This is a genomic window from Paenibacillus sp. USHLN196 (assembly GCF_037144955.1).
GTDB lineage: Bacteria > Bacillota > Bacilli > Paenibacillales > Paenibacillaceae > Paenibacillus > Paenibacillus xylanexedens_C.
This window is the reverse complement of the sequence record NZ_JBBCYH010000001.1, coordinates 423,929-445,622: the sequence shown is the minus strand read 5'-3', so window position 1 is coordinate 445,622 and position 21,694 is coordinate 423,929. Positions and strand designations below refer to the sequence as shown.

Genomic DNA, 21,694 nt, shown 5'->3' with positions numbered 1-21,694 from the left:
GTCAACTTATATAACATATACATTACAAAAATGATTGCAGGAATTCGACAAGAACCTATATAATTGCTTAAAAAGTTACGTCGTGTCCGGTACCTGATTCAGATATGTATCGTTTAGGAGGATGGATTGACATGCATTTAACTATAGAAGACGCGTTGGCGGTGTACCCGTTATCGGAAGGGAAGTTGGCAGCCGGTAAAAAAGGAATTTCTCGAACGATTAGCTCCATCAACTTGATGGATGCGCCGGATGTGATCAACTGGATGAAAGAAGGGGAACTATTGTTGACTACAGCTTATGCGATTAGGGATTCACCCGAGGAATTTGTTAATTTGCTGCAAAAGCTGAATGAACGTGGGGCCTCCGGGCTGGGCATCAAGCTTGGTCGATACTGGGCGGAAATACCAGAGATAGCCCTGCTGGAAGCCGATCGGCTGGGCTTGCCCCTAATTGAGCTGCCTTTTGAATTCACCTTCTCCGAGCAGATCACCGCTCTCTACCAATCCGAGTTCCAACGCGATACCCGCCGGCTGAATGAATTGCTTGAAACGCAGAAGAAGCTTGTTGATTTTGCGATGCAGGCGGATGAGTACACCAATTATTTTCAAAGTATCACAAGCATTTTAGGGGTTCCTTTAGCCATCGTTACCTCTGACGGACAGACCTTGTATAACATGACACGCTGTTCCGAAATGGAACTGTTAAGCGACTGGCCCTGGAATCTGGACAATCGGTTTTATAAGTCGGCCAACAATCTGTTGTATCGGGTCCCCCTGCTGAAAAACGGAAAGTCATACGGTTACTTGCTGATACAAACTGAAAATCTGCTGGAAGCACATGAAATGGAGGGCATTTTTCACCAAGCTGCCGTTATTCTTTCCTATCATCTGGAGGTCATCCAGAATCAGGAGGCTACTGCGGCGGGCAGTCGTCTTGGCATGGCCATGGAACGTTACTTAAAGGGGAACGCCTCTCTGAAAACGGTGCTCGAATTCGCGGAAGCATTGGGAAGCACATTTTGGAGCACTTCTTACGTATGCATGGTATCTTCCACAAGAGCGGATGCTTGGGACCATGAGAGTCAGAGACGCAAACTGAGGGAGATTCAGAATAGACTCCAGGATCATCCCAAAACGACCTCCTCGGAATCCCATCATTTTTATGTGATGAACCGCGTATATTCACTATTCCCCCTTCTAGAAGAAGAGGCCAAGGATCGAAGTAAGTATGAGAATTCGGTACGTTTGTATGCGGATTTGATGCATTCATGGGACCACGGAATAAGGACATGTTATATCAGTAAAGTGAGAACGGGCATGGAGGAGTTCATCGACGGCTTCCGGGAGTGCGGAGAGGCTGAGAGAATCAGTACGGAGCTTGGTTTAAGCGAACCGGTTGTCATGTTTGCTGACCTGGAGTTTATTTATCTCTTCAAGCATATTCCACAGGAGGTTATGGTCAGGTATTGCTCTTATTTATTCCGTCCACTGCTGGACAAAGAAGAGGATTACACCAGCGAGATGATGCACACACTTGAAGCCTATTTCGCCAACAACGGCCAAGTGAATGAAACTGCACGTGAGCTGTATATCCATCGCAACACAGTGCTGTACAGGCTGGAGAAAATTTCGGGGCTGCTGAATCTGGATTTGAAGAATACAGATCATCTGCTTCACTTAAAGCTGGGACTTATGTTTAGGCATTTGATGTCACCCGAGAGACCAATTTGAGTGAATTAATTAACTTAACTTCCTTTATCGCCTTTATGTGTTAATGTAGTCCAAAGGACTTTCTTAAAAAGGGAGCGAAAATATGACAAATACTTCGGGCTCAATATCAAAAAAGAAGGCGATAATTCTGGTTACAGGGATGTCGGGTACAGGTAAATCAACGGTTCTGGGCGAACTTGCTCTTAGGGGGCATAGAATTATCGACACCGATTATGATGGTTGGAGTGAGAATGTGGATGGTTCTGGGTGGTTATGGCACGAGAATCGAATCGATGAGCTGCTCACTGAACATAGCGAAGGTACTTTATTCATTTCGGGTTGTGTATCAAATCAGGGAAGGTTTTACCCGATGTTTGATGCAGTAGTGTTGTTAAGTGCCCCCCTCGAAGTAATCCTTGAACGTATGGCTTCCCGTAAGACGAACGATTATGGAAAAACTGTCGAACAACGTGAAGAAATTATGCAATACGTCGCTAGTGTTGAGCCTCTCTTACGTGCTGGAGCTACTTTTGAGATCGACACCAGGAAGCCGCTTGATGAAGTTGTAACCGAGCTTGAGCTCATTGCCAACTCCACTAGCTGATCACTTCTTCGCACTGTACAAAACCGCCCAGTTCGACCAATCTAAGTTCCTTGTTAAACTAAACTGCCCGTTAGTTTAGTGAATTGAAGGGCAAGATGACGATTAGATATACGCCTATCTTTTATTCTTAGGTGGCAGGATCAATATATAATTATCGAGCCCAACCATCAAGTTATTTGAAGCCAAGATTTTATGGAAACTATTACTGAAAGAACGCAAAAAAAGATGCAATCTTCAAAAATGATTAATCCCGCAAAATTAGTGGAATTGGTCACAAGGACACGATTAAACCCGTGGAAATGAGAAATCAGGCGCCACTTATTGTAAAATATGCTGCTCCTGTTGTGATTCAAGGAAATACGTATTCATATTTCATCTTAAGGGAGCAAAACGAAATCATCGTTGCACCCAGCAGGATTGTGGATATTAGCGAGATGTACGCTTAACCACATCAGGGAATGAAGAAGAACCGATCATTTCTTCATGGTCGGTTCTTCTTCATTAAAATTTTATAAGTATCACGAAATTATGTCTCTTGTGCAATATGTGCGTTATCCGGCGCTTTTTGGTTCATGATCGGAACCATGACCAGTGCGCCAAGAAGAAATAATAATCCTGCACCGCCATAGATCGTCCCCAGTGAAAAGGCATCCTTTAACGCGCCAGCGAAAGACATGGAAACGACCATCATGCCCACGAACATCGGATTCAGAACCCCATTCACCCGGCCGACAATCGAAGCCTCTGACCATTTTAGAATCATTGTGCTGATCCCAATATGAATGCATGGGAAAACAAGTCCATTCAGAAATTGAACGGTCAGGGTGAGCGGAACGCTTGTCGAATACCCTACAATGGCTGTGCAGACAGCGCCTGCGATCATACCTATCGCTAGAAGAATCTGCGGCGGAACCCGCTTGGCGAAGACGGCTACGATTCCGCCACCAATCAGCATAGCTGCACCATTTACCATCAGCAGATATTGCAGGAACTCCTCGCTCCTGCCCAGCCGCTCCGTTACGATAAACAGGTTGAGCGCTTGGGCTACGCCAACAGCGAGTCCCGCGAGAATAAACGCAAGTCCGAGCATCCGCAGTACTTGGCTTTGCCAAACATAGCGGAAGCCTTCAATGAATTCTTTACGGAACTGCCCTTTTACAGCGACGGTTGGAGCTTGCATATTATCCTCTGGCAGACGAATAAGAACGAGTGCGGAGAGCAGAAAAACCACGCCCATGACAGCGATCGATATTTCAAGGCCAAAAGTGCTGTAAACCATGGTTCCGAGCATAGGACCAAGCACCATGAAGATGGCCATCAGCGATTGGAATAGAGCCATCCCTTGCTGCAGCTGTTCTTCCGGCACATGATACTTAAACAATCGCATGCTTGAAGGTTGGGAGAACTGCGAAAGAATAGCTGAGATGAATGCGACAAGGTAGACGGAGTGCCAAGAACCGTAATGTATGGTCAGAAGTACTACGAATACCGATACCGCGGATAATAAATCGCACCAGATCATCGTTCGCTTCGGCCGCCAGCGGTCGGCAAATGTACCTCCGATGAACGAAAAAACAAAAATTGGCGCGAATTCTGCTACGCTGATTAGCGAAATGGCGTAAGGATCATTGTTTGTTCTATCCGCAACGTACAGGAGAATAGCGAAATTACGTACCCAGATGCCAACCTGCAGGAGCACGCTTGATAATAAAATCGTCTGCAGGAACCGATTGCGAAACAGGCTTGGCGCATTGGTGCTTTTTTCGTCCCTATTCAATCTTTTCAACCTCCAATTTGTCTATAAAGATGCCCAGTTTGAGTAAGATATGACTCTCCTTTCAATTCCTAATTATACGGACTTCATCATCGTTCACCTCCTACTAAAGACTGAAATTTCAGAGTCCGGATTGGATCATATTTTGAATTTTTCAATACGTTCCCGCAAGGCAATATGGAGAATCAACATTGTCTTAATAACTCTGGACTGGCTCCCCCTTATAACTACGTTACTCTCCTACGATATAGTAGATTGGAAGTGGATGATTAGAATATGGGATTAGCTTATTTTCTTAAATATAGCTTCGAGTATCATTGTTCCTTCCAAACTTATAGACGGCTATTAAAGATAAGGCAACGGAAAAAGCAATCAAAATGATCAGATTCAAGGATAGTTGCCCCATGGATATCCCTTGCTGTAGGTTGCTAAAGGTATCCAGAAGCCAATACTGGGGAAGAAAATGCGCGAGCTGCTGCATCGTTGCCGGCATTAATTCAAGCGGGAACATACATCCAGACAGCAAGCTGCTAGGTATAAGGATCATATTCTGCATGCCGCTGGCTGCTGAAGAGCTGCTTGAGAATGCCACGACTACAAGCGATAGACCGATTGCCACCAGAGCAAATAACACAAGAATTAGGAACATGCTCCAATAAGGTATACCCGGATCGACATGAAAAATATTTATCATGATCAACAGTGTCATTGCAATCTGCAGCATCATCATAGTCAAATTAACGATGATATTAGATAAGACATAGGTTCTAGGATTGATTGGTGAGGATAAAAGGCGATAATAGGTTCTATTCTCTCTTTCCTTAATAAGAATTCCAGATAAATTCGAAGCGGACACCAGCATGAGAACGAGCAAATAACCTACGGATTGATTGGTTTTGTTGTAATTTACGGATTGATCCTCTACTTTCTCTGCGGATAATCTGAAGTCTGTAGTTTGAAATCCTTCATAAAGGGCATCAAACTTAGCCTTATCTCCTTTAGCCACCTTGCCGATCAAAGCCATATTGTTAATATGTTGATCCAAGGATGCTTTCACATGTCCGGTAACCTGCGTCCCCTTAATGGATACGATCTTAATCTTTGCTGGTTTGCCGACAATCAAGCTCTGTGCGAAACCTGCGGGAAGGATAATCGCTGCATCAAGATCGCCAGCAGCAATCAGCTGGTTTATCTCATTCTCCTCAATCTCACTTACAATCATCGAATCCTGTCTGCCCACTGAATCTATAACACTCTTCGTAATCGTCTGACCTCCATCATGATTAACAATGCCTATTCTCAATTCGGTTTCTCCCGAGCCCCCTTGGACTAGGGTCGCGAGCAGGATTCCCATAACAGGAAAGACAAAGTATACAAATAGATTCATATAATTTTTAAAGGTAGAAATAAATGTTTTCCGGATTAGCCATAACGTGTCTCTCATTTTTACAAGCCCTCCTTTCTGCGCATCATCGTTAATGCGATACCAAGCAAGACGACCGCGAAGCCGATATTTAACAGCATGGCGCTAACCGCTGCTGACAGACTGTCTGCATAGATCATTTCAAGAAGTGCAGCATTGGACCATTGCAGCGGAGAAAGAGAAGAGAGGGTTGCCATGATCCCCGTAGCCTTCTCGACCGGGAAGTATGAACCGCCGAGAAATGCAGCCAATTGGATAATAATCATAACAACAGTGCCTGATGCATCACCCTTGATGATATAACTAAACCCGAGGCCCATGCTCACAGCGAAAATGATTTCAGTAAAGAGCGTTAGAAACACTAGGCCCAAATTTTCTCCCCAATAGGCATTAAACATGTATTTACTGATGAGTACTACGACAATTGTGAGTATTAAATTCAGCACGACAAGCCCTGCTAATTTACCTGCGAAAATTTCGATTTTCGTTACCGGTGAAGCAAGCAATCGGACAGCGGTGTTCCTTTTGCGTTCACCGTCTATTAATTGTGCGGCCGTCAAGGCACTATATAAAATAATCATTGTCGTAATCGCTATAGCGAAATAGTCCATAGAACCAGGCTTTCTTGTCGTATTCAGCGACTCCTCCACCACATAACTTTCAGTGCCGCCTCCGATCATGATAGCATCCGCTTGCTCCGAGTCTGCACCTGCTACTTCTGCCGCCAATCGGTAACGATCTGCAAAAGTTATAAGCACACTCTTAGCAATATCGCTTTCAATCAAGCTCTGACTACTGCTGTAAAACTTCAGCCCACTGTCCGAAATCTCGACGTAACCCGCATAGTGGTTGTTCTTCAATTCCATTTTTCCATCCGACTTTTCGTCTGCCTTCTCGAGTTTAATGCCAGCTTGACGCATCTGCCCCGTGAAGTCGTCCCAATACTTAGAGAACTCACTCGATGTGCTATTATTCCTATAAAGTACGTTGATCTCTTCAACCGTTAAACTGCCGTCAAAAGCATTCGTAAGCGCTGTTCCCAAAATAAGCATGGTTAATAGCGGCGAAACCACTAAGAACAAAAGCATCTTGGGATCGCGGATAACCTTTAACTCTTTAAGCATTATTCTAAAAACGTTCATTTCCCCTTAGCCTCCTTTCACTTCTTTCTTAATTAGTCCCGCAGACTTCTGCCTGTCAATGTCAGAAACACCGTCTCCAAACTAGGCTCATTCTCTTCCAATGAACGTATTTCAATATCATCCGCCATCAACTGCTGGATGATTCGGTTCAAATTATTGACCTCGGAATCAGAGGTGATCTTAACAATTCGATCCTCCACTTCAACCCGGTTTACGCCAGCAATTCCCTCCAACTTGTTTTTATCCAGATTTTCGGTTGAACGGACCTCGATACCTATATTTTTCTGATTCGTAATGATAGCCTTTAATTGACCTTTCGTTCCTTCCGCGATAATCTTGCCGTGGTCGATAATGGCGATTCTTGTACAGATCTCCTCGACCTCTTCCATGTAATGGCTGGTGTAGATGATCGTGCTGCCTAATTCGTTCAGTTTCTTCACGGAACCAAGAATATAGTTGCGAGATTGCGGATCAATCCCCACCGTTGGCTCATCCATGATGAGCAGCTTTGGCCGATGGGCGATTGCACAGGCTATGTTCAATCTTCGCTTCATACCGCCTGAGAAATTTTTGGGATAGCTTTTGTGCTTGTCGCCTAGTCCCACGAATGCTAGTGCTTCAATCACCCGCTCCTTTAACTCGGCTCCTCTGAGTCCGTATAATCCGGCGAAAAAATGAACGTTCTCGTATGCAGTCATATCCTCATAAATAGCCATTTCCTGCGGCACAATCCCGATGTTCATCTTTGCGAATTTGCCATGCTTAGCGATACTCTTGCCAAGAACTTCGATTTCACCTTTGGTTACCCGGAGCAGAGAGGCAATCATGTTAATGGCCGTACTCTTACCTGCTCCATTCGCACCCAGAAATCCGAAGATCTCGCCTTCCTTCACGGACATCGTGATATTGTCCACGGCAATAAAATCCCCAAATTTCTTCGTAAGCTGCTTAATTTCAAGGACGTTCATTCGTAACACTCCCGTTTCGTCTTTAGGATAATGTAATTGTAATAAAAAAGGATGCTCCTGTGACAGTGCACAAGTTCATCCTTCACCCCTGAGAATATTCCTATCTAATCATCGTAAATCTCATCTTATCCGTGAGGAATTAATGTAGTGACACTGAAGCCTCTTGAGCCATCGACGATAATCGTACCAGATACGCTTGCTGCCCGTTCTTCCATGCCGATTAATCCCAAGCCTTTTATCACCTTCTGCTCTCCTTTGCCGTTGTCCGATACATCGACCTTGATCAAGGATCTCAGTACCTCGATATGGATGGAGACGAAAGTAGCGTTTGAATATTTCATGGCATTGGTCAACGCTTCCTTGGTGTTCTCCTGAATGACCTTCCACTGGATCGGAGTAATGATGTCGACATTACCTTCATGGGTGAGAGAGGTCCTGAACGTATGCTTCGCTGAAAATTCATCAACGAATAATTTCATCCGATTCATTCCGAGCTGCTCTTTCGGAGGCTTCATATTCTTAAGCACAAGGCGAATACTCTCGATTCCGTCCTTGGAGATATTGATTGCATTTTGCAGCAGTTCCGCCGACTTGTTCGGATCGGAGGTGAACAAACGCTTCGAGGCTTCCATCTGGATCAATGCACCCGTCATAGAATGTCCGATCTTATCATGAATTTCCTGGGACAGTCGGTTACGCTCCTCCAGTTTAATCGTATAATCGGACTGTCTGATATATTCTTTATTCTCATTTAGGCTTTTAGTCAACTGCTGGATATGTTCGTTTCTTTTTTCAATGTCCTCTTTGAGGTCTGCATTTTTGTTTATGTAGGTGTTAAGCAAGAGGTAATAGAGGAAACTTAGCATCGCAACGAGACCATAAGTAACCAAGATGGCTTGAAATTCTTGAGACAGTAACAAGAGCGGAACCATCATGAGAAATAGAATAATTCCGCGTTTGCGCAGATATATAGTAAATAGTTCGTATATGTTCAGAGGTAACAGGAGTAACAATAAGGGTTGGATGTATGACGAGGACATTGCAGTAACCAGCATAGACAGCAGAAGCACGATCGTCGTGACACTACCTTTTTTAGTGATATGAATGGAAATATTCAAACACAGGTAGAGGAGGATGTACAGCATATACCATGGTGAAATCGAACCTACAGATACATAGGATTGAATAACCACATAGCTCAAGAGGATCGCTTTTATGCTCATTGTCCAGAGTTCTTTAGGGGCTCCCCTCTCCGTCATTTAATCCACTTCCCCGGTCAGAAAATAAATCGCGATTTGTGTACGATGTGTAAAGCTCTTCTTGCCTAGAATAGAAGTAATGTGGTTGGCTATGGTGCCTTCTGAGATGAACAGCTTCTTCGAAATTTCACGATTGGAAAGCCCCTTCGCAATGAGGAGCATAATGTCGTGCTCTCTATCAGTGAATAAGCTTCTGTCGATCTTACTCCCTCTATCTTCTTTCTTATCTTTATCCCTGTCCGGTAGCAAACTAGATTTCAACTTATCCAGCACAGCATCCTGCAGTACATTATGTCCGTTGTGTACAGATATGATGGCGTCCCTAATCCGCTTCGGATCGTTATTCTTGAGCAGATATCCCTTCGCCCCGTTGCGGATCGCATCGATAATAAACGCCTCGTCATCGAAAGTGGTTAGGATTAGCGCTTTGGTTCCTGTCTGCTCGGAGATCAGCTTGGTCGCTTCCACACCATTCATATTGGGCATCTGCACATCGAGCAGTGCTACGTCTACTTCATTTTTCCGGCAGAAATCAACCGCTTCTTGACCATCCTGAACCGTCGCCAATACTTCGAACTCATCGAAAGTGGTCAGAATGATTCTCATGCCTTCCCGGATAAAGGGATTGTCATCCGCAATAATGACCTTTATTTTCAACACTGCTCACTCTCCGTTCACCGCTATTTAGCAATATCCATCACATTGTCATATTCATTTGTTAGTATAGCATTCTTCTCTTCGCTCATTAATACATAAATTATGATATGCTTTTACCCGTGCGTTCTTTAGAAAATTGGTCAATCATCCATATGTATCAGACAAGTTATTAGTGCGCATTTTACTACGTTCCCAGGTAACTAAATGAATTAGCAGTGAGATATACTGGGGCTATTTAACTAAGGTTCCCATTTTATTTAATGAGTTCCTTAGGCGGCTGAAGTCCTTCGACTTGCTCGCGGGTCTACCGGCTCGTCTACCGCTCCCTACTCCATATCCACATTATACGTTGACAATTTGCTTCAATGATTTTATGATGAATTAAAATTCATTCAATAAAGGAGCTTCCAAAGTGCCCCGTACACCTGAGCAATACGAGGCTATGCGCCTTGCAACCCGCACCAAAATTCAGACAGCGGCGATGCGGCTGTTTGTTCGTCAAGGATACGGCTCCACCAATGTGCAGCATATTGCCGATCAGGCTGGCATTAGCACCGGTCTGCTGTACCGCCATTACAAAACAAAGGATCAGCTATTCGAGGAACTGGTGCAGTTTGCCATGGCCGGACTTGAGACGCTGATCGCGAGATTTCAGACCAGTGATGAGCCTGCTGAGGAACTGGCACGGTTCGCGAACGAGGTGTATCTCGATCTGTCTTCTGGCGATGACTTGGGGCACCTCTTATTGCTGATGTTGCAATCCTTCTTCTCCACGGAGACGGACGGTCGGAAAGCGGCTCTCAAGCAGATTAATACCGATCTACTGCAAGCGACTGCCACGCTCATCGTTCAAGGACAGCGGCAGGGCCAGCTCCGTGAAGGGAACGCTTTTGAGATGGCACAATATTTCTTTTCCTCCATTCAGGGGCTGGCGATGATGAAGGTGATGCTGGAGGAAAAATTCACGATGCCGTCGAGATCGCTCTTGACCTTAGTATTCGAAAAGGAAGGTGAAACGTTATGAAGTACTCGGGCGCATTTGAGGTTGTCCGCGCAGACCACGCGGGTGTACAGGTAAGAAACCAGATGGCGGAGATTTTCGCCGACGGCTTCTCGCAGTGGCTCACGTATTTTTCTAAAGACCGAGATGTCACCGCAAAGGCGTTCGCCCATATGTTCGTGCTAGATCAATTTTATGTGGCTCTCGCTGGCGATCGGGTGGCGGCCTTCGGCGCATGCACGGACTGTCAGAGCTTCTCCCTAGAACTTCAGAGCGCACAGCTCCGTAGGCATCTGGGTTGGTTCAAGGGTTCGATGGCGGCACTCATTCTGAAGAGGGAGTTCCAAAAGCCGTTTGTCGACCCGCCGGCCGAAACGGGATCGGTCGAGTTTATCGGTACTGCCTTATCCTTCCGCGGCCAAGGAGCGGCTTCGGCAGTTATTAAACATATGCTGGTTCATTTGCCGTACCGAAACTATCTCATAGAAGAGGTTGCCGATACCAATGTCCCGGCCATTCGATTGTATGAGAAGCTGGGGTTCACGGAGTACAAACGCAAGTCCCTATCTCCCAGGCAGGCCCGCATATCTGGAATCAATCACATGGTCTCGCTGCGTTTGGAGAAGGCCTAAGTCACAACAAGCCTGAACAACTTGCGCCGATAATATTTATAAGATTTGCGTATCTTTCAGATTAACGTTATATTCACTAAGTTCATAATAATAATCCAAACTATAAAATACCCGTGAATTCGTTCCCATTTGAATAATCGGAAAACAGTTTTTCACGTAATCTTTTAATTGTGTGTATCGACTGTACATTGATCATAAATTTGCTGGCGGGACGACTTCCACACTTCTCTGAGTAATTCTTCTCTAGAAAACGCCTTTTCCTGATGCTTAACCAAAAATAAAGCAAATCATATGCAGCAACCCTTCACGGACAGCGTGCTCGTTTACATGGATCACTCCCATTCCTGCAATCTCCAGTGCTTCTACCTCTTGTCTTAAGCCATAGGCCAGTTGATATGCAACTTGTTCCCGTGAGATATCATTACGTACGAATGACCAGTTCATAATAGTGATTAGGCCTGTTAACATTCCTTTAACCGGACGTTCAGTCAAGGATTGAGCATATAAGGTCTGGCATTCGAAGAGCTCAGTCGTAGCCATTAGCTTAATTTGTGGTGCTTTCCATCAAGAGGCTGTCCCATAAGTAACCCCGACTTTATGCGACAAGGATCACGGTCGACGGCTCTTGGACGGCTCGCTAAGGGTCTCGAAAGAAATAAAACAGCCAAGGAAGGCGCATGCCTCCTTGGCTGTTCTTCGTACTAGACTTCTATCGATTGAACAAGGCCTTTCAGCTTCTCGGCCGACTTGTGCAACAGCGCCTTCTCGGAATCCGAAATCTCCACCTTCAGCAACAAGTACGCATCCCAGTCTCTTCTTCGAGCTATAATTTCAAGTGGTCAAAGTGAGTTGCGAAAAGAAGAAATAAGTCATTTTTAATACTACTTATTTCAAATCATAAGCTCACTTTATATGATGGTATAATTCGGTTTGAACTTAAAAAGTTGGAGGCGTCGACACGGCAATCACCAAGGTCTCACCTTTATATACATTCTTATAGCTATGCGGTGTCTTGGCATCGAAATATATACTATCCCCCTCTTCTAACGTATATCTATCATTCCCAAGCATGAACTCCAGGCAACCAGAATGGACATACAGAAACTCCTCTCCTTCGCTGTGTCCTACGCCAACATCACCAGAAGTCGCACCTTCTTCAAGCACCCCCCAGATTGGTCCCATCTTATTTTTACTTCCTTCGCTAAGGGAATACCATGTAATACGTGAGCCTTCAGAATGTACCAACGGTTTACGTTCGTCTTTTCTCACAACGATGCTTTGTTCTTTCTCTCCAAATAGATCAGTAAAATTCACGTTTAACGCATTGGCAATCCTTTTTAGGACACTTATCGACGGATTCGCTTTGTTCCGTTCAATTTCGCTGAGAAAAGAGACTGAGATAGATCCTGCTTTTGCCACTTCTTTAAGAGTTAATTTCTGCTTTTTGCGGGTATTTCTAATGACCTCGCCTATAGAATTCATCTTTCATGTCTCCTTTACATTTGATTTTTTCGCTCTCAGCGAAATTTATAATTTGATAATAATTAAAATATCTAGCAATAGCAAGCTTTCTTACGGTGGTTCAATTTCGGTGTAAAAACGTTGATTTAAGAACATTATTGGATTAAGATTTTAACAAGACTGATGTGTAAATACGTTCCCGGGACATGTACACATAATTCTTTTTAAATATAGAATTTCATTTCCAGCGAAATTTTGAAGGAGGGCGATGAGCTATATGACTAAGCTACCTAAGATTTACACCGTAGGCGATACTACTGTTACCCGAGTCACCGAAATGGTAATCAGTGGTGTTCCACCAGAAATTTATTTCCCAGGTGCGTGGGATCCCTCTGTATTAGAAGAGAATCAACAATTCTTCCCTGAGGGCTTGCTTGACGAAAATTTGCAACTCATCGTGAGTATTGGCACCTGGGTCGTGAAGACACCCCATCATACGATTCTTATTGATACGGCTACAGGTAACGATAAAAACCTGCCACTAAATCCGGATCTTGCCAATCTGCAGCTACCTTATCTCGAGCGTCTTCAAGAGGCAGGCGTTACTCCTGAAGAAGTCGATTACGTGTTACTAACTCATTTGCATGTGGATCACGTCGGTTGGAATACGAGGCTAGTTGACGGCAAATGGGTACCTACATTCCCCAATGCCAAGTACGTATTCCCTATTAAAGAACAAGAGTATTACTCCAGCGAAGCGAGCCATAACAAAGAAAATGAAGCAAATTTCAATGTTTATGAAGAGAGTGTACTTCCGATCGTTGAGGCAGGCTTGACGGAAACTATCGGTCCAGAAGGCGGAAAGTTACTAGATATATTTACATTCATTCCGACTCCAGGTCACAGTATCGGACAAATGTCTATTCGTCTTTCATCGGGTGGTGAAGAAGCTTTGTTCGGCGCCGATATCATGCATCACCCATTCCAAGTTATGCGACCGGACTGGAATTCTATGTACTGTGAATTTGGCGATCAGGCCCGAATTTCACGCCGCTGGGCTTTGGAATATGTTGCCGACCGTCCAATTATCTATTTCAGTACGCACTTCCCAGAGAGTTCAGCGGGATACGTCACCCGAAGCGAAGACGGCTTCAACTGGCGCTTTATCTAATACATTGAAGAGAGGCGAAAAATATAATGTCTAACAACACATTCAACAAATCTATCTCCATCGTATCTGAGAACTTTAACATAGCTAGCGATACGCCTGGTATTGAGCTATCGGTCCTTAATAAACGTCCTGCATCTATGACTGTCTTCTCTAATGAGAAAACGATCGTCATGGTCCACGGTGCTACTTATCCAATTGGCAGCCTATATGATGTGGAGCTAGACGGTTTCACCTTCCTTGATTACCTCGCAAGTCACGGTTATGACGTCTATGCAGTAGATGTTCGTGGCTATGGTGGATCCACAAGACCGCCAGAAATGGAGCAACCTGCTGATCAGAATCCTCCGCTTGTCCGTACAGAAACCGGAGTTCGTGACTTTGGCTCGGCCGTAGACTTCGTCCTAAAGCATCGAAATCTATCGAAGGTCAATGTACTTGGGATGTCTTGGGGCGGTACGGTGGCTGGGGCATATACAAGCCGTAATAATAACAAAGTGAACAAGTTAACCCTTATTGCTCCTCAGTGGCTGAGCAACAAACCAATCCCTATTGATACAGGCGGCCCGCTTGGCTCTTATCGCCTTGTGCCCGCAGCTACTACTAAAGAACGCTGGTTAAGTGCTGCTCCTGAAGGAAAACGTGACAGCTTGCTCCCTGAGGGTTGGTTTGAAAAATGGGTTGAAGCAACGCTGGCCTCCGATCTTAATAACAAGACCGTACACCCTGAGCATATTCGCGCTACCAACGGACCGATTCTAGACATACGTGAATATTGGACGGTTGGCAAAGCCTTCTATGAACCTAAAGATATCACCGTACCCGTACTCCTCATTCATGCGGAGTGGGATATCGATGTACCATTAGATTTGGCACAAAACTTCTTTACTTCCTTAACTGGAGCTGCTTATCGCCGTTGGGTGGAAATCGGAGAAGGTACTCATATGGTACTGCTCGAAAAAAATAGAGTTCAAGCGTTCCAAGCTGTTCAATCATTTCTAGACGAGAATTACACACCAGCGGGTCAATAACGACGCGATTAGCGGATTTTAATACTATCTCGCACCCGCAGCTTATTACTGCGGGTTCTTTATTAAGCGAACAAAAACGACAATCATTCTATATTCAATAAAGGAGGAAAATTCACCATGATTCATACTATGATTACATCCGCACAAGCGCCGGCGGCAATAGGCCCTTATTCGCAAGCCATTGCTACCGGAAATGTTATTTATACATCCGGAATGCTCCCGATAGATGCTGAAGGCCAATTAAAGGAAGGCATCATTGCACAAACCCAACAGATCCTGATGAACCTTCAGAACGTGTTATCTGAAGCTGGTTTCACCCTAGAAGACGTTGTGAAAACCTCCGTTTTTATGACGAATCTAGATCACTTCGGGCAAATGAATGACGTTTATAGTCACTATTTTGGTAACCATCATCCCGCAAGAACTACCGTACAGGTAGCTAAGCTACCACGTAGCGCTGAAATCGAGATCGAACTGGTTGCCATCAAACGACAGCTTAACCAATAAAGCTATTGGATTAGTCAAATTTTGAAAGAAGGCGCATCGGCTTGCGAACTTACCTGCTTCTCTTACTTTGTGCAACTCTTTATGGAAGCAATTTCATATTCGGCTCACTCTTGCTGCAGGAGTTTCCTGCAATACATCTTTCCGCATACCGCCTTGCCGTCTCCTCCGTGTTCCTAATTGGCTATCTCATCTTGTCCAGACGTATGATTCGATTGACTTCAGGGGATATCATCTACTTAATTCCACTCGCTCTTATTGGGATGTTACTGCATCAGGTATCTTTCTTTACTGGATTGCAGACGATAGATGCAACGACAGCTTCGCTTATTTTATCGCTCTCTCCTATAGTTACCGCTTTGCTAGCGCGACTCTTCTTAAAAGAACCATTCACTCTGCGTATGGTGGTAGGATCTCTGGTTGCTCTTATCGGTGTCTTTTTTGTAGTCAGCCAAGGTAGAGGATTACATGTATCACTGACAACTGGTATGGGAATCATGTTTATTTGCATGCTCGCATTCTCTGGTTCTACCATCTTAATGAGAAAGCTCACAGAAAAAATGGATGCACTCGGAGCGACTGCATATTCAACATTGCTGGGCTGCATGCTCGTATTTCCGGTGGCAGCATGGCGCGAACCTCATGAACAGAGCTCCCATTCCTTGGGATGGTGGGTACTTTTAATCGGTTCTGCTCTGCTCATTCAAGGCTTATGTGCAATCATCTGGAACAATCAAATTCGTAAAGTTGGCGCTGCCAAAGCATCCGTATTTCTGAATCTCCAACCATTTGTAGCCATGTTGCTTGGTTACTTCATGCTCGGTACCCCAGTCACCTTCACACAAGTTGGCGGTTCCACCCTCATTGTATGCGGAGTAGTTCTTTCTACTTTGCAGAGATTACCAAAAAATAGTTCTTATAACAAACAGTTAAGAATAAACGAGGGTTAGTTCTGTTCAGGGCTTTAGTGTTTTCTCTTACGGTGATGACAGCTGTATAAGCGGCAGAGGTACTGCGAATTAATTCATTAGGCACTATAGGACACTTGGCCATTTTTGGAGTAGATATGTCAAGGAGAGTTAAAAAATAAAATACGAGCATAGACGGCCATAGTTCGGTATTTTCACCGAATTATGGCCAGCCGTTTCAATAAGTGCTTAAATGCTTATTTTAAGCACCCAATTCCAAACGTAGCATTATAGCGTCAACCTTCAACTCGATTCTTCGCCTTACCACTGCTTGTGATACGGTTCACCGTGATGTATCTAAGCACAAAGTACAGTTTGACCACAAGATATACATATCGGTATAAACACAAACCCACTCCTTTGGTGGAGAGGGTTTGTGTTTATAACTTTTCTTTTATGGAACTATCGTTCCGCTAAATCAAGGGAGTTTTATATTTGGGCTCGTTACTATTCAACTCATTTTTGTATATCCGACACGTTGACCTCCTCAATTTATTAAACTAACCTGCCCGTTAGTTTAATGAATTAACGACAAGATAACGATTAGATATACGCCTAATCGGCAATAGGAACATGTTCTTGTCCTTGGCTCGGGAAACGAACTTGTACCGATAACATAAAAAAGCCGCTAAAATAGCGACTTCAATGGGAATATGTTCTTGTCCCTCGACATTTATTAGATTAGTTTCACATATCAGTGCTGCCGCATATCTTGTGTCTTTCAGTAAAGCAGAACTAATGTCTAAAGTGCCTTGTTTCCCTTTGTTGTTTAGAATACTAAGGAGATGTAATCATCTCTTCAGCTATTTTGATCAGATCCTCTTTACTTAGATTGCTGTCCCCATTATTGGATATTTCATACAACAAATGATTGTGATCGTCCCTCCATCCAATCCGATGGGGAGTAACGGAATTAGTTTCCCTATCCTTAATATCGGATTGAATATAATAGACCTCATTATCTTGAATGTTCAGCTTCTCGGATTTAGCCTGATCGTCCTGGAATATGGTCACTTTGGAGTCGGGGAATATTCTTGTTGCCATTACAGTTACAACGTTCTTCCCCTTGACATAGCGTGCTAAAGAGAAGTCAGCCTTGTTCCAATTCAGTTTTTGAATATAGACCCGTTGCCCATCCGAAGAAGATTCAGCTTGTCTTCTAAGGTCGTCTGTTAACTTCAGGTAAGCAGCATCTGCGAGATGGTTTGTATACAGATCGGCAGGATAAACGTATCCGTAATCAAACTGGTACCCTTGAGGAAGTTGCGTTATTGATTTTAAAACTGGAGCTTGCGTCCGCGTAATTTCAGCTTGCAAACTGCTGAAATTAGAATATTCGATCCACTTATATTCAAATTTTACGGGGTTTAATTTATCCGCGTTGTTAATTAACTCATCTTTGACATAATAGGCTACATAATCCCCAGGTTGCAATTGTTCTTTAATCTGATTTGTGTAAAAGCCCAGTCTTTTTGTGTAATTTGTAACAAAGTCAGTCGGCTCTTTGGCGGCGGCAGTGTTTAGTACCACCTCGCCTTTATTGTTAAGGAATTCAATATATTGTGAGGCAGCATACCCAGTCACTGATACTCCAAGAACGAACATTGCGGCTAGCCCGGGAACCACGATTCTTTGACGAATTCGTGCTCTCGCATCTAACTCTCGCTTGTGAACTGCCAGCTTCCGGACCCGAGTCATGACTTTGTCAGTGACATCAAAATTCTGAAACTCTTCTTCGATCAAAAGATCCATTTCCTTCAGATTTTCGTTTTGAGAAGTACGTTGTAATTTTGGCACAGTTCTTCCTCCTTTGGACTCATCCATTTTTTGAGTTTGATTTTGGTTCTGGCGAACTTTTTCTTGACGGCATCGGGACTTTTATTAAGAATTTCAGCTATTTCTACAAACGATTTTTCTTCAAAAACGCGCAGAATCAGTAGGTTCCGTTCAACCACATTCAGTTTTCCAAGCGCCCGGCTTAGTGGTTCGTTAAACAGTTGGCGATCCAGCATCTCCGCAGGACTAATGGTAGATTGATCTTGAGTCATTAGTCTGAATTTCCATTTCTGTTGCACTTTTCTTCGACGAATGATGTTTATGCAGTGATGATAGGCCATTTTGTAGAGCCAGGAGGAAAAATTCACCTCAGGCTTATAGAGGTTTATTTTCTCATAGGCCTTAACCAGAACGTCCTGAACAGCATCCTCAGCTTCCTGTTTGTTTGAAATAAGTCTCAAGCAATACATAAATATCTGTGTTTGGTATTTTTGAACGATATAAACGTAATCCTGAATTTCGCCCGCTTGAACTCTTTTAATTCTGTATTCGGTTTCCTCATCCATGTTTCTTTAAGGCACCTCCCAGGTATTCATGATGAAGTTTATATATGTATAACAAACGAGGTAGTTCTAAAGGGACATTTTTTAGAAATGTCTCTAAATTGTTGTTCAACCATACTCCTCCTTATTTGTTTGTGATACAGAACCGGTCTGGTTAATAGGTCTCAGATTACTTACAACAGTACCAATCAAAACCCAAACACTGTAAGAGCAAATTCAACATTTAATGTTTCAATAATACATTCTTTGATCCCTATGGTGAAACTCTTCTCGGCCAATCACCCGATGTGGTTATAGACCTTATTCTGCTTGAACTCCATGTTCATGTGGGCAATTCAGTAATATCAACGTTCATATGTTCAGTAAGCATTAAGGTTACATCCACTTTCACTTTGCTCCACAATAGTGTCATTTTATGAAGGTAACCTCTTACCGAATAATCTACCGTTAAACTCAGCTCAGATCTCTTTTCATCTATGATTTTAATATGATGTTCCTTTAGCCTTTGTTTCGATTTGTACATTTCTAAAGCAATTTTCTTTTGGGTCCCGTCCAGGTAGTCAATATACACAGATTTCATTTTGAAGTTTGAAGCGTATATTTTATGCTTATCTACCTCCAGAGCACCTAAAAGATAGGGGAGTTCTACCACCCTCTTCACGAGTGAAAGTTCCTCAGAAGTCTGTCGCACTTTACACGCCTCCTTCTTCAAGTTTTACTGCGACCAATTGATCAAAATCGACCCATTCAAATCCATTCTCCATTTCAATTTTGATTTTCTTTCCAAAGGTACTGACTGAAGTGACGATCCCATGTATATACCGATTGCCCCACTCATGAAACACTTCAATGGTGGCTTGCAATGTATAGTTAAGCGACATATCTATATTTTGTGCAATAATCTCCCACTCATCTTCATGGATCAGAGGTTTCGCTTGATAGTGAACTTGAGTACGATGCTGTATAATCCGTTCTTTATGTTGTGGAAGCATCATTCGGCTCGATTCCCATAATCCATTGGCCTCCAGTTTTTTGCTCATTTATAATGCCCCCCAATTTTAGATGCTCGATCTATCGCTTGACCCGCAGCCGTAATGGAGCTCGCTCGTAGAATGGCAATGTCGCCAAATCGATCCTTAATGTCGTCCATCACCTGATCAATGGCCCGTTTCTGCTCTTGATCATCAAAAAAAGATAGTTGATATGTATCCGCGTTGGATAATTGAGAAAGGGATACACCTACACGGCGCACAGGTTGCCCATCCCAGTGTTGATGGAATATGCACTTGGCTATCTTGCACACATCAACAGTTATGTTTGTAGGGTCAGACAGTTTTACCTGCCTGTGAAAACCCGTTGGATGGTCAAAATCCGCTCCAGACACACTCACGGAAATAACACAACCCATCAGCCCCTTTTTGCGGGCTCTTCTACACACTTCTGTGCAGATATCGAGGATAACCACTTCGATCTCCCATGCCTCTGTGAAATCTCTAGACAGGGTCATTCCGTTTCCGATATCCTTTTGTGTACTGTGCGTGTTGACGGTTACCGGCGAATTGTCGAGTCCATTTGCGACTCTCCAGATGACTTCTCCATTAACACCCCACTTACTTCTTAATTTGGAAAGAGGCGTATTTGCCAGGTCTTTAATGGTTCGGATGCCCATCTTCCACAGATGTTTTTCCATTCTTGAGCCAATCCCCCACATATCGCGGATGGGCTTATCTCCAATGTGAAGGTGTAGTTCCTCTTTCTTTAAGTGGAAAATACCCCCCTCTGCTTTTTTAGCAATCATATCGCAGCACAGTTTACTGATGATTTTGTTTTCGCCAATACCAGCTCTCGCGTAAACACCTGTTTCATTATAGATTTTGTCTTGAATTTGCTTGGCCAAATCGACTGGATCATTACCGAATAGATGCATAGACCCTGTAAAATCAGCGAATAATTCGTCTATGCTGTACGGTTCGACCAGATCGGTGAACTCCTCAATAATGGACATGATTTGAGTGGATACTTCGATGTATTCTTGCATGTGTGGTCTCACAATGATCAGTTCAGGGCACTTCTGAAGAGACTGCCAGAGTGGTTCCGCGGTAGATACCCCTTTAGCTTTGGCTAATGGACAAGCGGCAAGGATAATTCCAGAACGCCTTGCTGGATCTCCCGCGACGGCGAGTGGTCTATTTTTGTATTGAGGCATTTTCGCCTTTTCGACCGAAGCATAAAACGACTGCATATCAATGAGCATAATGGTTCGTTGCTTAGCCAACACTGAAATCACTCCTGTACATTTAAGAACGTATGTTTGTATATTATAAACCGAACGCATGTTCTTTATGCAAGAGGTAAATATTTATATTCATCCGAGATTAACGGACAATGAAAAATCCCATTGCTTCTGAAAGTATATAATCCATGTAGAAACAACAACCCCAATCGACTTTTTACGATTGGGGTTGTTTTCAATTACACATGCCATGCTCCATACTGGACTGATCCTATTTAGTATTTCATACTCTGTACAATTGGAAAATTGTACAGATAGATCTATTCTCTTTTTTTTGTTTTAACATCGCTAATGTTGTGTACATAGCAAAAAACATTAAGGGGTTTACTTAATTGCAGAAAAAGAAAGTTTTAATTTCATTGGGAGGACTATTAGTTCTCGTCACCAGCCTAAGTTTATTTGCAGGTGTGGGGACTGCCAGTGAGGTAGGGTCTAATGGTGAAATTGAGCAAAAGTGGCCAAACAGGTCAAATTATTCCTGAATGACTTGCCGATAGAGTACCAGAGTTCCAAGGAATTTTCAGATCAGTTTAGTGTTGCTGCTGATCATATAAAACCTTTATTACATCTTAATTTTTAATTTATTTGAGCCGCGCTTGCGGCTCTTTTTCTATATTCAAAGAAAATCTAATCCTAGCAACATGATCCATCATGATACTATTTAGATATTTACTAACCGAAATTACACAATGTTCTTGTCCCTCGACACTATTTTCACTGGTAAACTGTTCCTGACCTGAAATTATGAGATCCTCTGCTTTG

At 43.5% G+C, this 21,694-nt stretch carries 20 protein-coding genes and 1 pseudogene; 8 read left to right on the top strand and 13 right to left on the bottom strand.

What is annotated here, in order from left to right:
- Nucleotides 1-131: 131 nt before the first annotated feature.
- Both WFI24_RS01860 and WFI24_RS01855 read left to right on the top strand, forming a co-directional pair.
- On the top strand, nucleotides 132-1,730 hold the full coding sequence (locus WFI24_RS01860) for a PucR family transcriptional regulator (RefSeq protein ID WP_336758305.1): 1,599 nt from the start codon (nucleotides 132-134) through the stop codon (nucleotides 1,728-1,730).
- 82 nt (nucleotides 1,731-1,812) lie between these two features.
- A complete protein-coding gene (locus tag WFI24_RS01855; protein WP_336758303.1) occupies nucleotides 1,813-2,313 on the top strand; it encodes an AAA family ATPase in 501 nt (166 codons plus the stop codon).
- 526 nt (nucleotides 2,314-2,839) lie between these two features.
- On the opposite strand, the gene WFI24_RS01850 is transcribed toward WFI24_RS01855, so the two are convergent.
- The 6 genes from WFI24_RS01850 to WFI24_RS01825 form a co-directional block, all read right to left on the bottom strand.
- Nucleotides 2,840-4,090 carry an MFS transporter gene (locus WFI24_RS01850; protein WP_336758302.1) on the bottom strand — a complete coding sequence of 417 codons (1,251 nt, stop codon included), beginning with the start codon at nucleotides 4,088-4,090 and terminating at the stop codon, nucleotides 2,840-2,842.
- Nucleotides 4,091-4,382: 292 nt separating this feature from the next.
- The gene (locus WFI24_RS01845) at nucleotides 4,383-5,531 is read right to left on the bottom strand and encodes an ABC transporter permease (RefSeq protein ID WP_336758301.1); all 1,149 of its coding nucleotides are present in this window, start codon (nucleotides 5,529-5,531) and stop codon (nucleotides 4,383-4,385) included.
- A 2-nt stretch (nucleotides 5,532-5,533) separates the two neighbouring features.
- Nucleotides 5,534-6,634, bottom strand: coding sequence for an ABC transporter permease (locus tag WFI24_RS01840; protein WP_336758760.1), 1,101 nt, complete (start codon nucleotides 6,632-6,634; stop codon nucleotides 5,534-5,536).
- A gap of 50 nt (nucleotides 6,635-6,684) precedes the next feature.
- A complete protein-coding gene (locus WFI24_RS01835) occupies nucleotides 6,685-7,620 on the bottom strand; it encodes an ABC transporter ATP-binding protein (protein ID WP_145321565.1) in 936 nt (311 codons plus the stop codon).
- Between the two features lie 125 nt (nucleotides 7,621-7,745).
- Nucleotides 7,746-8,879: a sensor histidine kinase gene (locus WFI24_RS01830; RefSeq protein ID WP_336758298.1), complete on the bottom strand. Its 1,134-nt coding sequence runs from the start codon at nucleotides 8,877-8,879 to the stop codon at nucleotides 7,746-7,748.
- Nucleotides 8,880-9,536, bottom strand: a complete 657-nt coding sequence (locus WFI24_RS01825) for a response regulator transcription factor (protein ID WP_336758759.1) — start codon at nucleotides 9,534-9,536, stop codon at nucleotides 8,880-8,882. It abuts the gene before it with no gap.
- A gap of 412 nt (nucleotides 9,537-9,948) precedes the next feature.
- Here WFI24_RS01825 and WFI24_RS01820 point away from each other — a divergent pair, with 412 nt between their 5' ends.
- Both WFI24_RS01820 and WFI24_RS01815 read left to right on the top strand, forming a co-directional pair.
- Nucleotides 9,949-10,560 (top strand): TetR/AcrR family transcriptional regulator, encoded by a 612-nt coding sequence (locus WFI24_RS01820; protein ID WP_336758296.1) that lies wholly within the window; start codon nucleotides 9,949-9,951, stop codon nucleotides 10,558-10,560.
- On the top strand, nucleotides 10,557-11,168 hold the full coding sequence (locus tag WFI24_RS01815) for a GNAT family N-acetyltransferase (protein ID WP_336758295.1): 612 nt from the start codon (nucleotides 10,557-10,559) through the stop codon (nucleotides 11,166-11,168). Before WFI24_RS01820 ends, WFI24_RS01815 begins: the two co-directional genes overlap by 4 nt.
- A 297-nt stretch (nucleotides 11,169-11,465) precedes the next feature.
- On the opposite strand, the pseudogene WFI24_RS01810 reads toward WFI24_RS01815, so the two are convergent.
- Together WFI24_RS01810 and WFI24_RS01805 are read right to left on the bottom strand one after the other, a co-directional pair.
- Nucleotides 11,466-11,681 (bottom strand): annotated as a pseudogene (locus WFI24_RS01810) (hypothetical protein); the annotation flags it as partial.
- 423 nt (nucleotides 11,682-12,104) lie between these two features.
- Nucleotides 12,105-12,650: a helix-turn-helix domain-containing protein gene (locus tag WFI24_RS01805; protein WP_221821473.1), complete on the bottom strand. Its 546-nt coding sequence runs from the start codon at nucleotides 12,648-12,650 to the stop codon at nucleotides 12,105-12,107.
- Between the two features lie 256 nt (nucleotides 12,651-12,906).
- Between WFI24_RS01805 and WFI24_RS01800 the strand changes: the two genes are divergently transcribed.
- The 4 genes from WFI24_RS01800 (at nucleotide 12,907) to WFI24_RS01785 (ending at nucleotide 16,282) form a co-directional block, all read left to right on the top strand.
- Nucleotides 12,907-13,800: an MBL fold metallo-hydrolase gene (locus tag WFI24_RS01800; protein WP_336758293.1), complete on the top strand. Its 894-nt coding sequence runs from the start codon at nucleotides 12,907-12,909 to the stop codon at nucleotides 13,798-13,800.
- A gap of 26 nt (nucleotides 13,801-13,826) precedes the next feature.
- On the top strand, nucleotides 13,827-14,828 hold the full coding sequence (locus tag WFI24_RS01795) for an alpha/beta hydrolase (protein ID WP_336758292.1): 1,002 nt from the start codon (nucleotides 13,827-13,829) through the stop codon (nucleotides 14,826-14,828).
- A 117-nt stretch (nucleotides 14,829-14,945) separates the two neighbouring features.
- The gene (locus WFI24_RS01790; protein ID WP_336758291.1) at nucleotides 14,946-15,335 is read left to right on the top strand and encodes a Rid family detoxifying hydrolase; all 390 of its coding nucleotides are present in this window, start codon (nucleotides 14,946-14,948) and stop codon (nucleotides 15,333-15,335) included.
- Between the two features lie 41 nt (nucleotides 15,336-15,376).
- A complete protein-coding gene (locus WFI24_RS01785; RefSeq protein ID WP_336758290.1) occupies nucleotides 15,377-16,282 on the top strand; it encodes a DMT family transporter in 906 nt (301 codons plus the stop codon).
- 795 nt (nucleotides 16,283-17,077) lie between these two features.
- Here WFI24_RS01785 and WFI24_RS01780 read toward each other — a convergent pair.
- From WFI24_RS01780 to WFI24_RS01760, 5 genes are all read right to left on the bottom strand, one after another.
- Entirely contained in the window at nucleotides 17,078-18,097 is a 1,020-nt protein-coding gene (locus WFI24_RS01780) for a DUF4367 domain-containing protein (protein WP_336758289.1), read from the bottom strand.
- Nucleotides 18,058-18,642, bottom strand: a complete 585-nt coding sequence (locus tag WFI24_RS01775; protein WP_336758288.1) for an RNA polymerase sigma factor — start codon at nucleotides 18,640-18,642, stop codon at nucleotides 18,058-18,060. The genes WFI24_RS01780 and WFI24_RS01775 overlap by 40 nt, the downstream gene beginning before the upstream one ends.
- A gap of 319 nt (nucleotides 18,643-18,961) precedes the next feature.
- Nucleotides 18,962-19,330 carry a hypothetical protein gene (locus tag WFI24_RS01770; RefSeq protein ID WP_336758286.1) on the bottom strand — a complete coding sequence of 123 codons (369 nt, stop codon included), beginning with the start codon at nucleotides 19,328-19,330 and terminating at the stop codon, nucleotides 18,962-18,964.
- A 1-nt stretch (nucleotide 19,331) separates the two neighbouring features.
- Nucleotides 19,332-19,679, bottom strand: a complete 348-nt coding sequence (locus WFI24_RS01765) for a YolD-like family protein (protein WP_336758284.1) — start codon at nucleotides 19,677-19,679, stop codon at nucleotides 19,332-19,334.
- Nucleotides 19,676-20,914 carry a DNA polymerase IV gene (locus WFI24_RS01760; RefSeq protein ID WP_336758282.1) on the bottom strand — a complete coding sequence of 413 codons (1,239 nt, stop codon included), beginning with the start codon at nucleotides 20,912-20,914 and terminating at the stop codon, nucleotides 19,676-19,678. The genes WFI24_RS01765 and WFI24_RS01760 overlap by 4 nt, the downstream gene beginning before the upstream one ends.
- Between the last annotated feature and the right edge of the window lie 780 nt (nucleotides 20,915-21,694).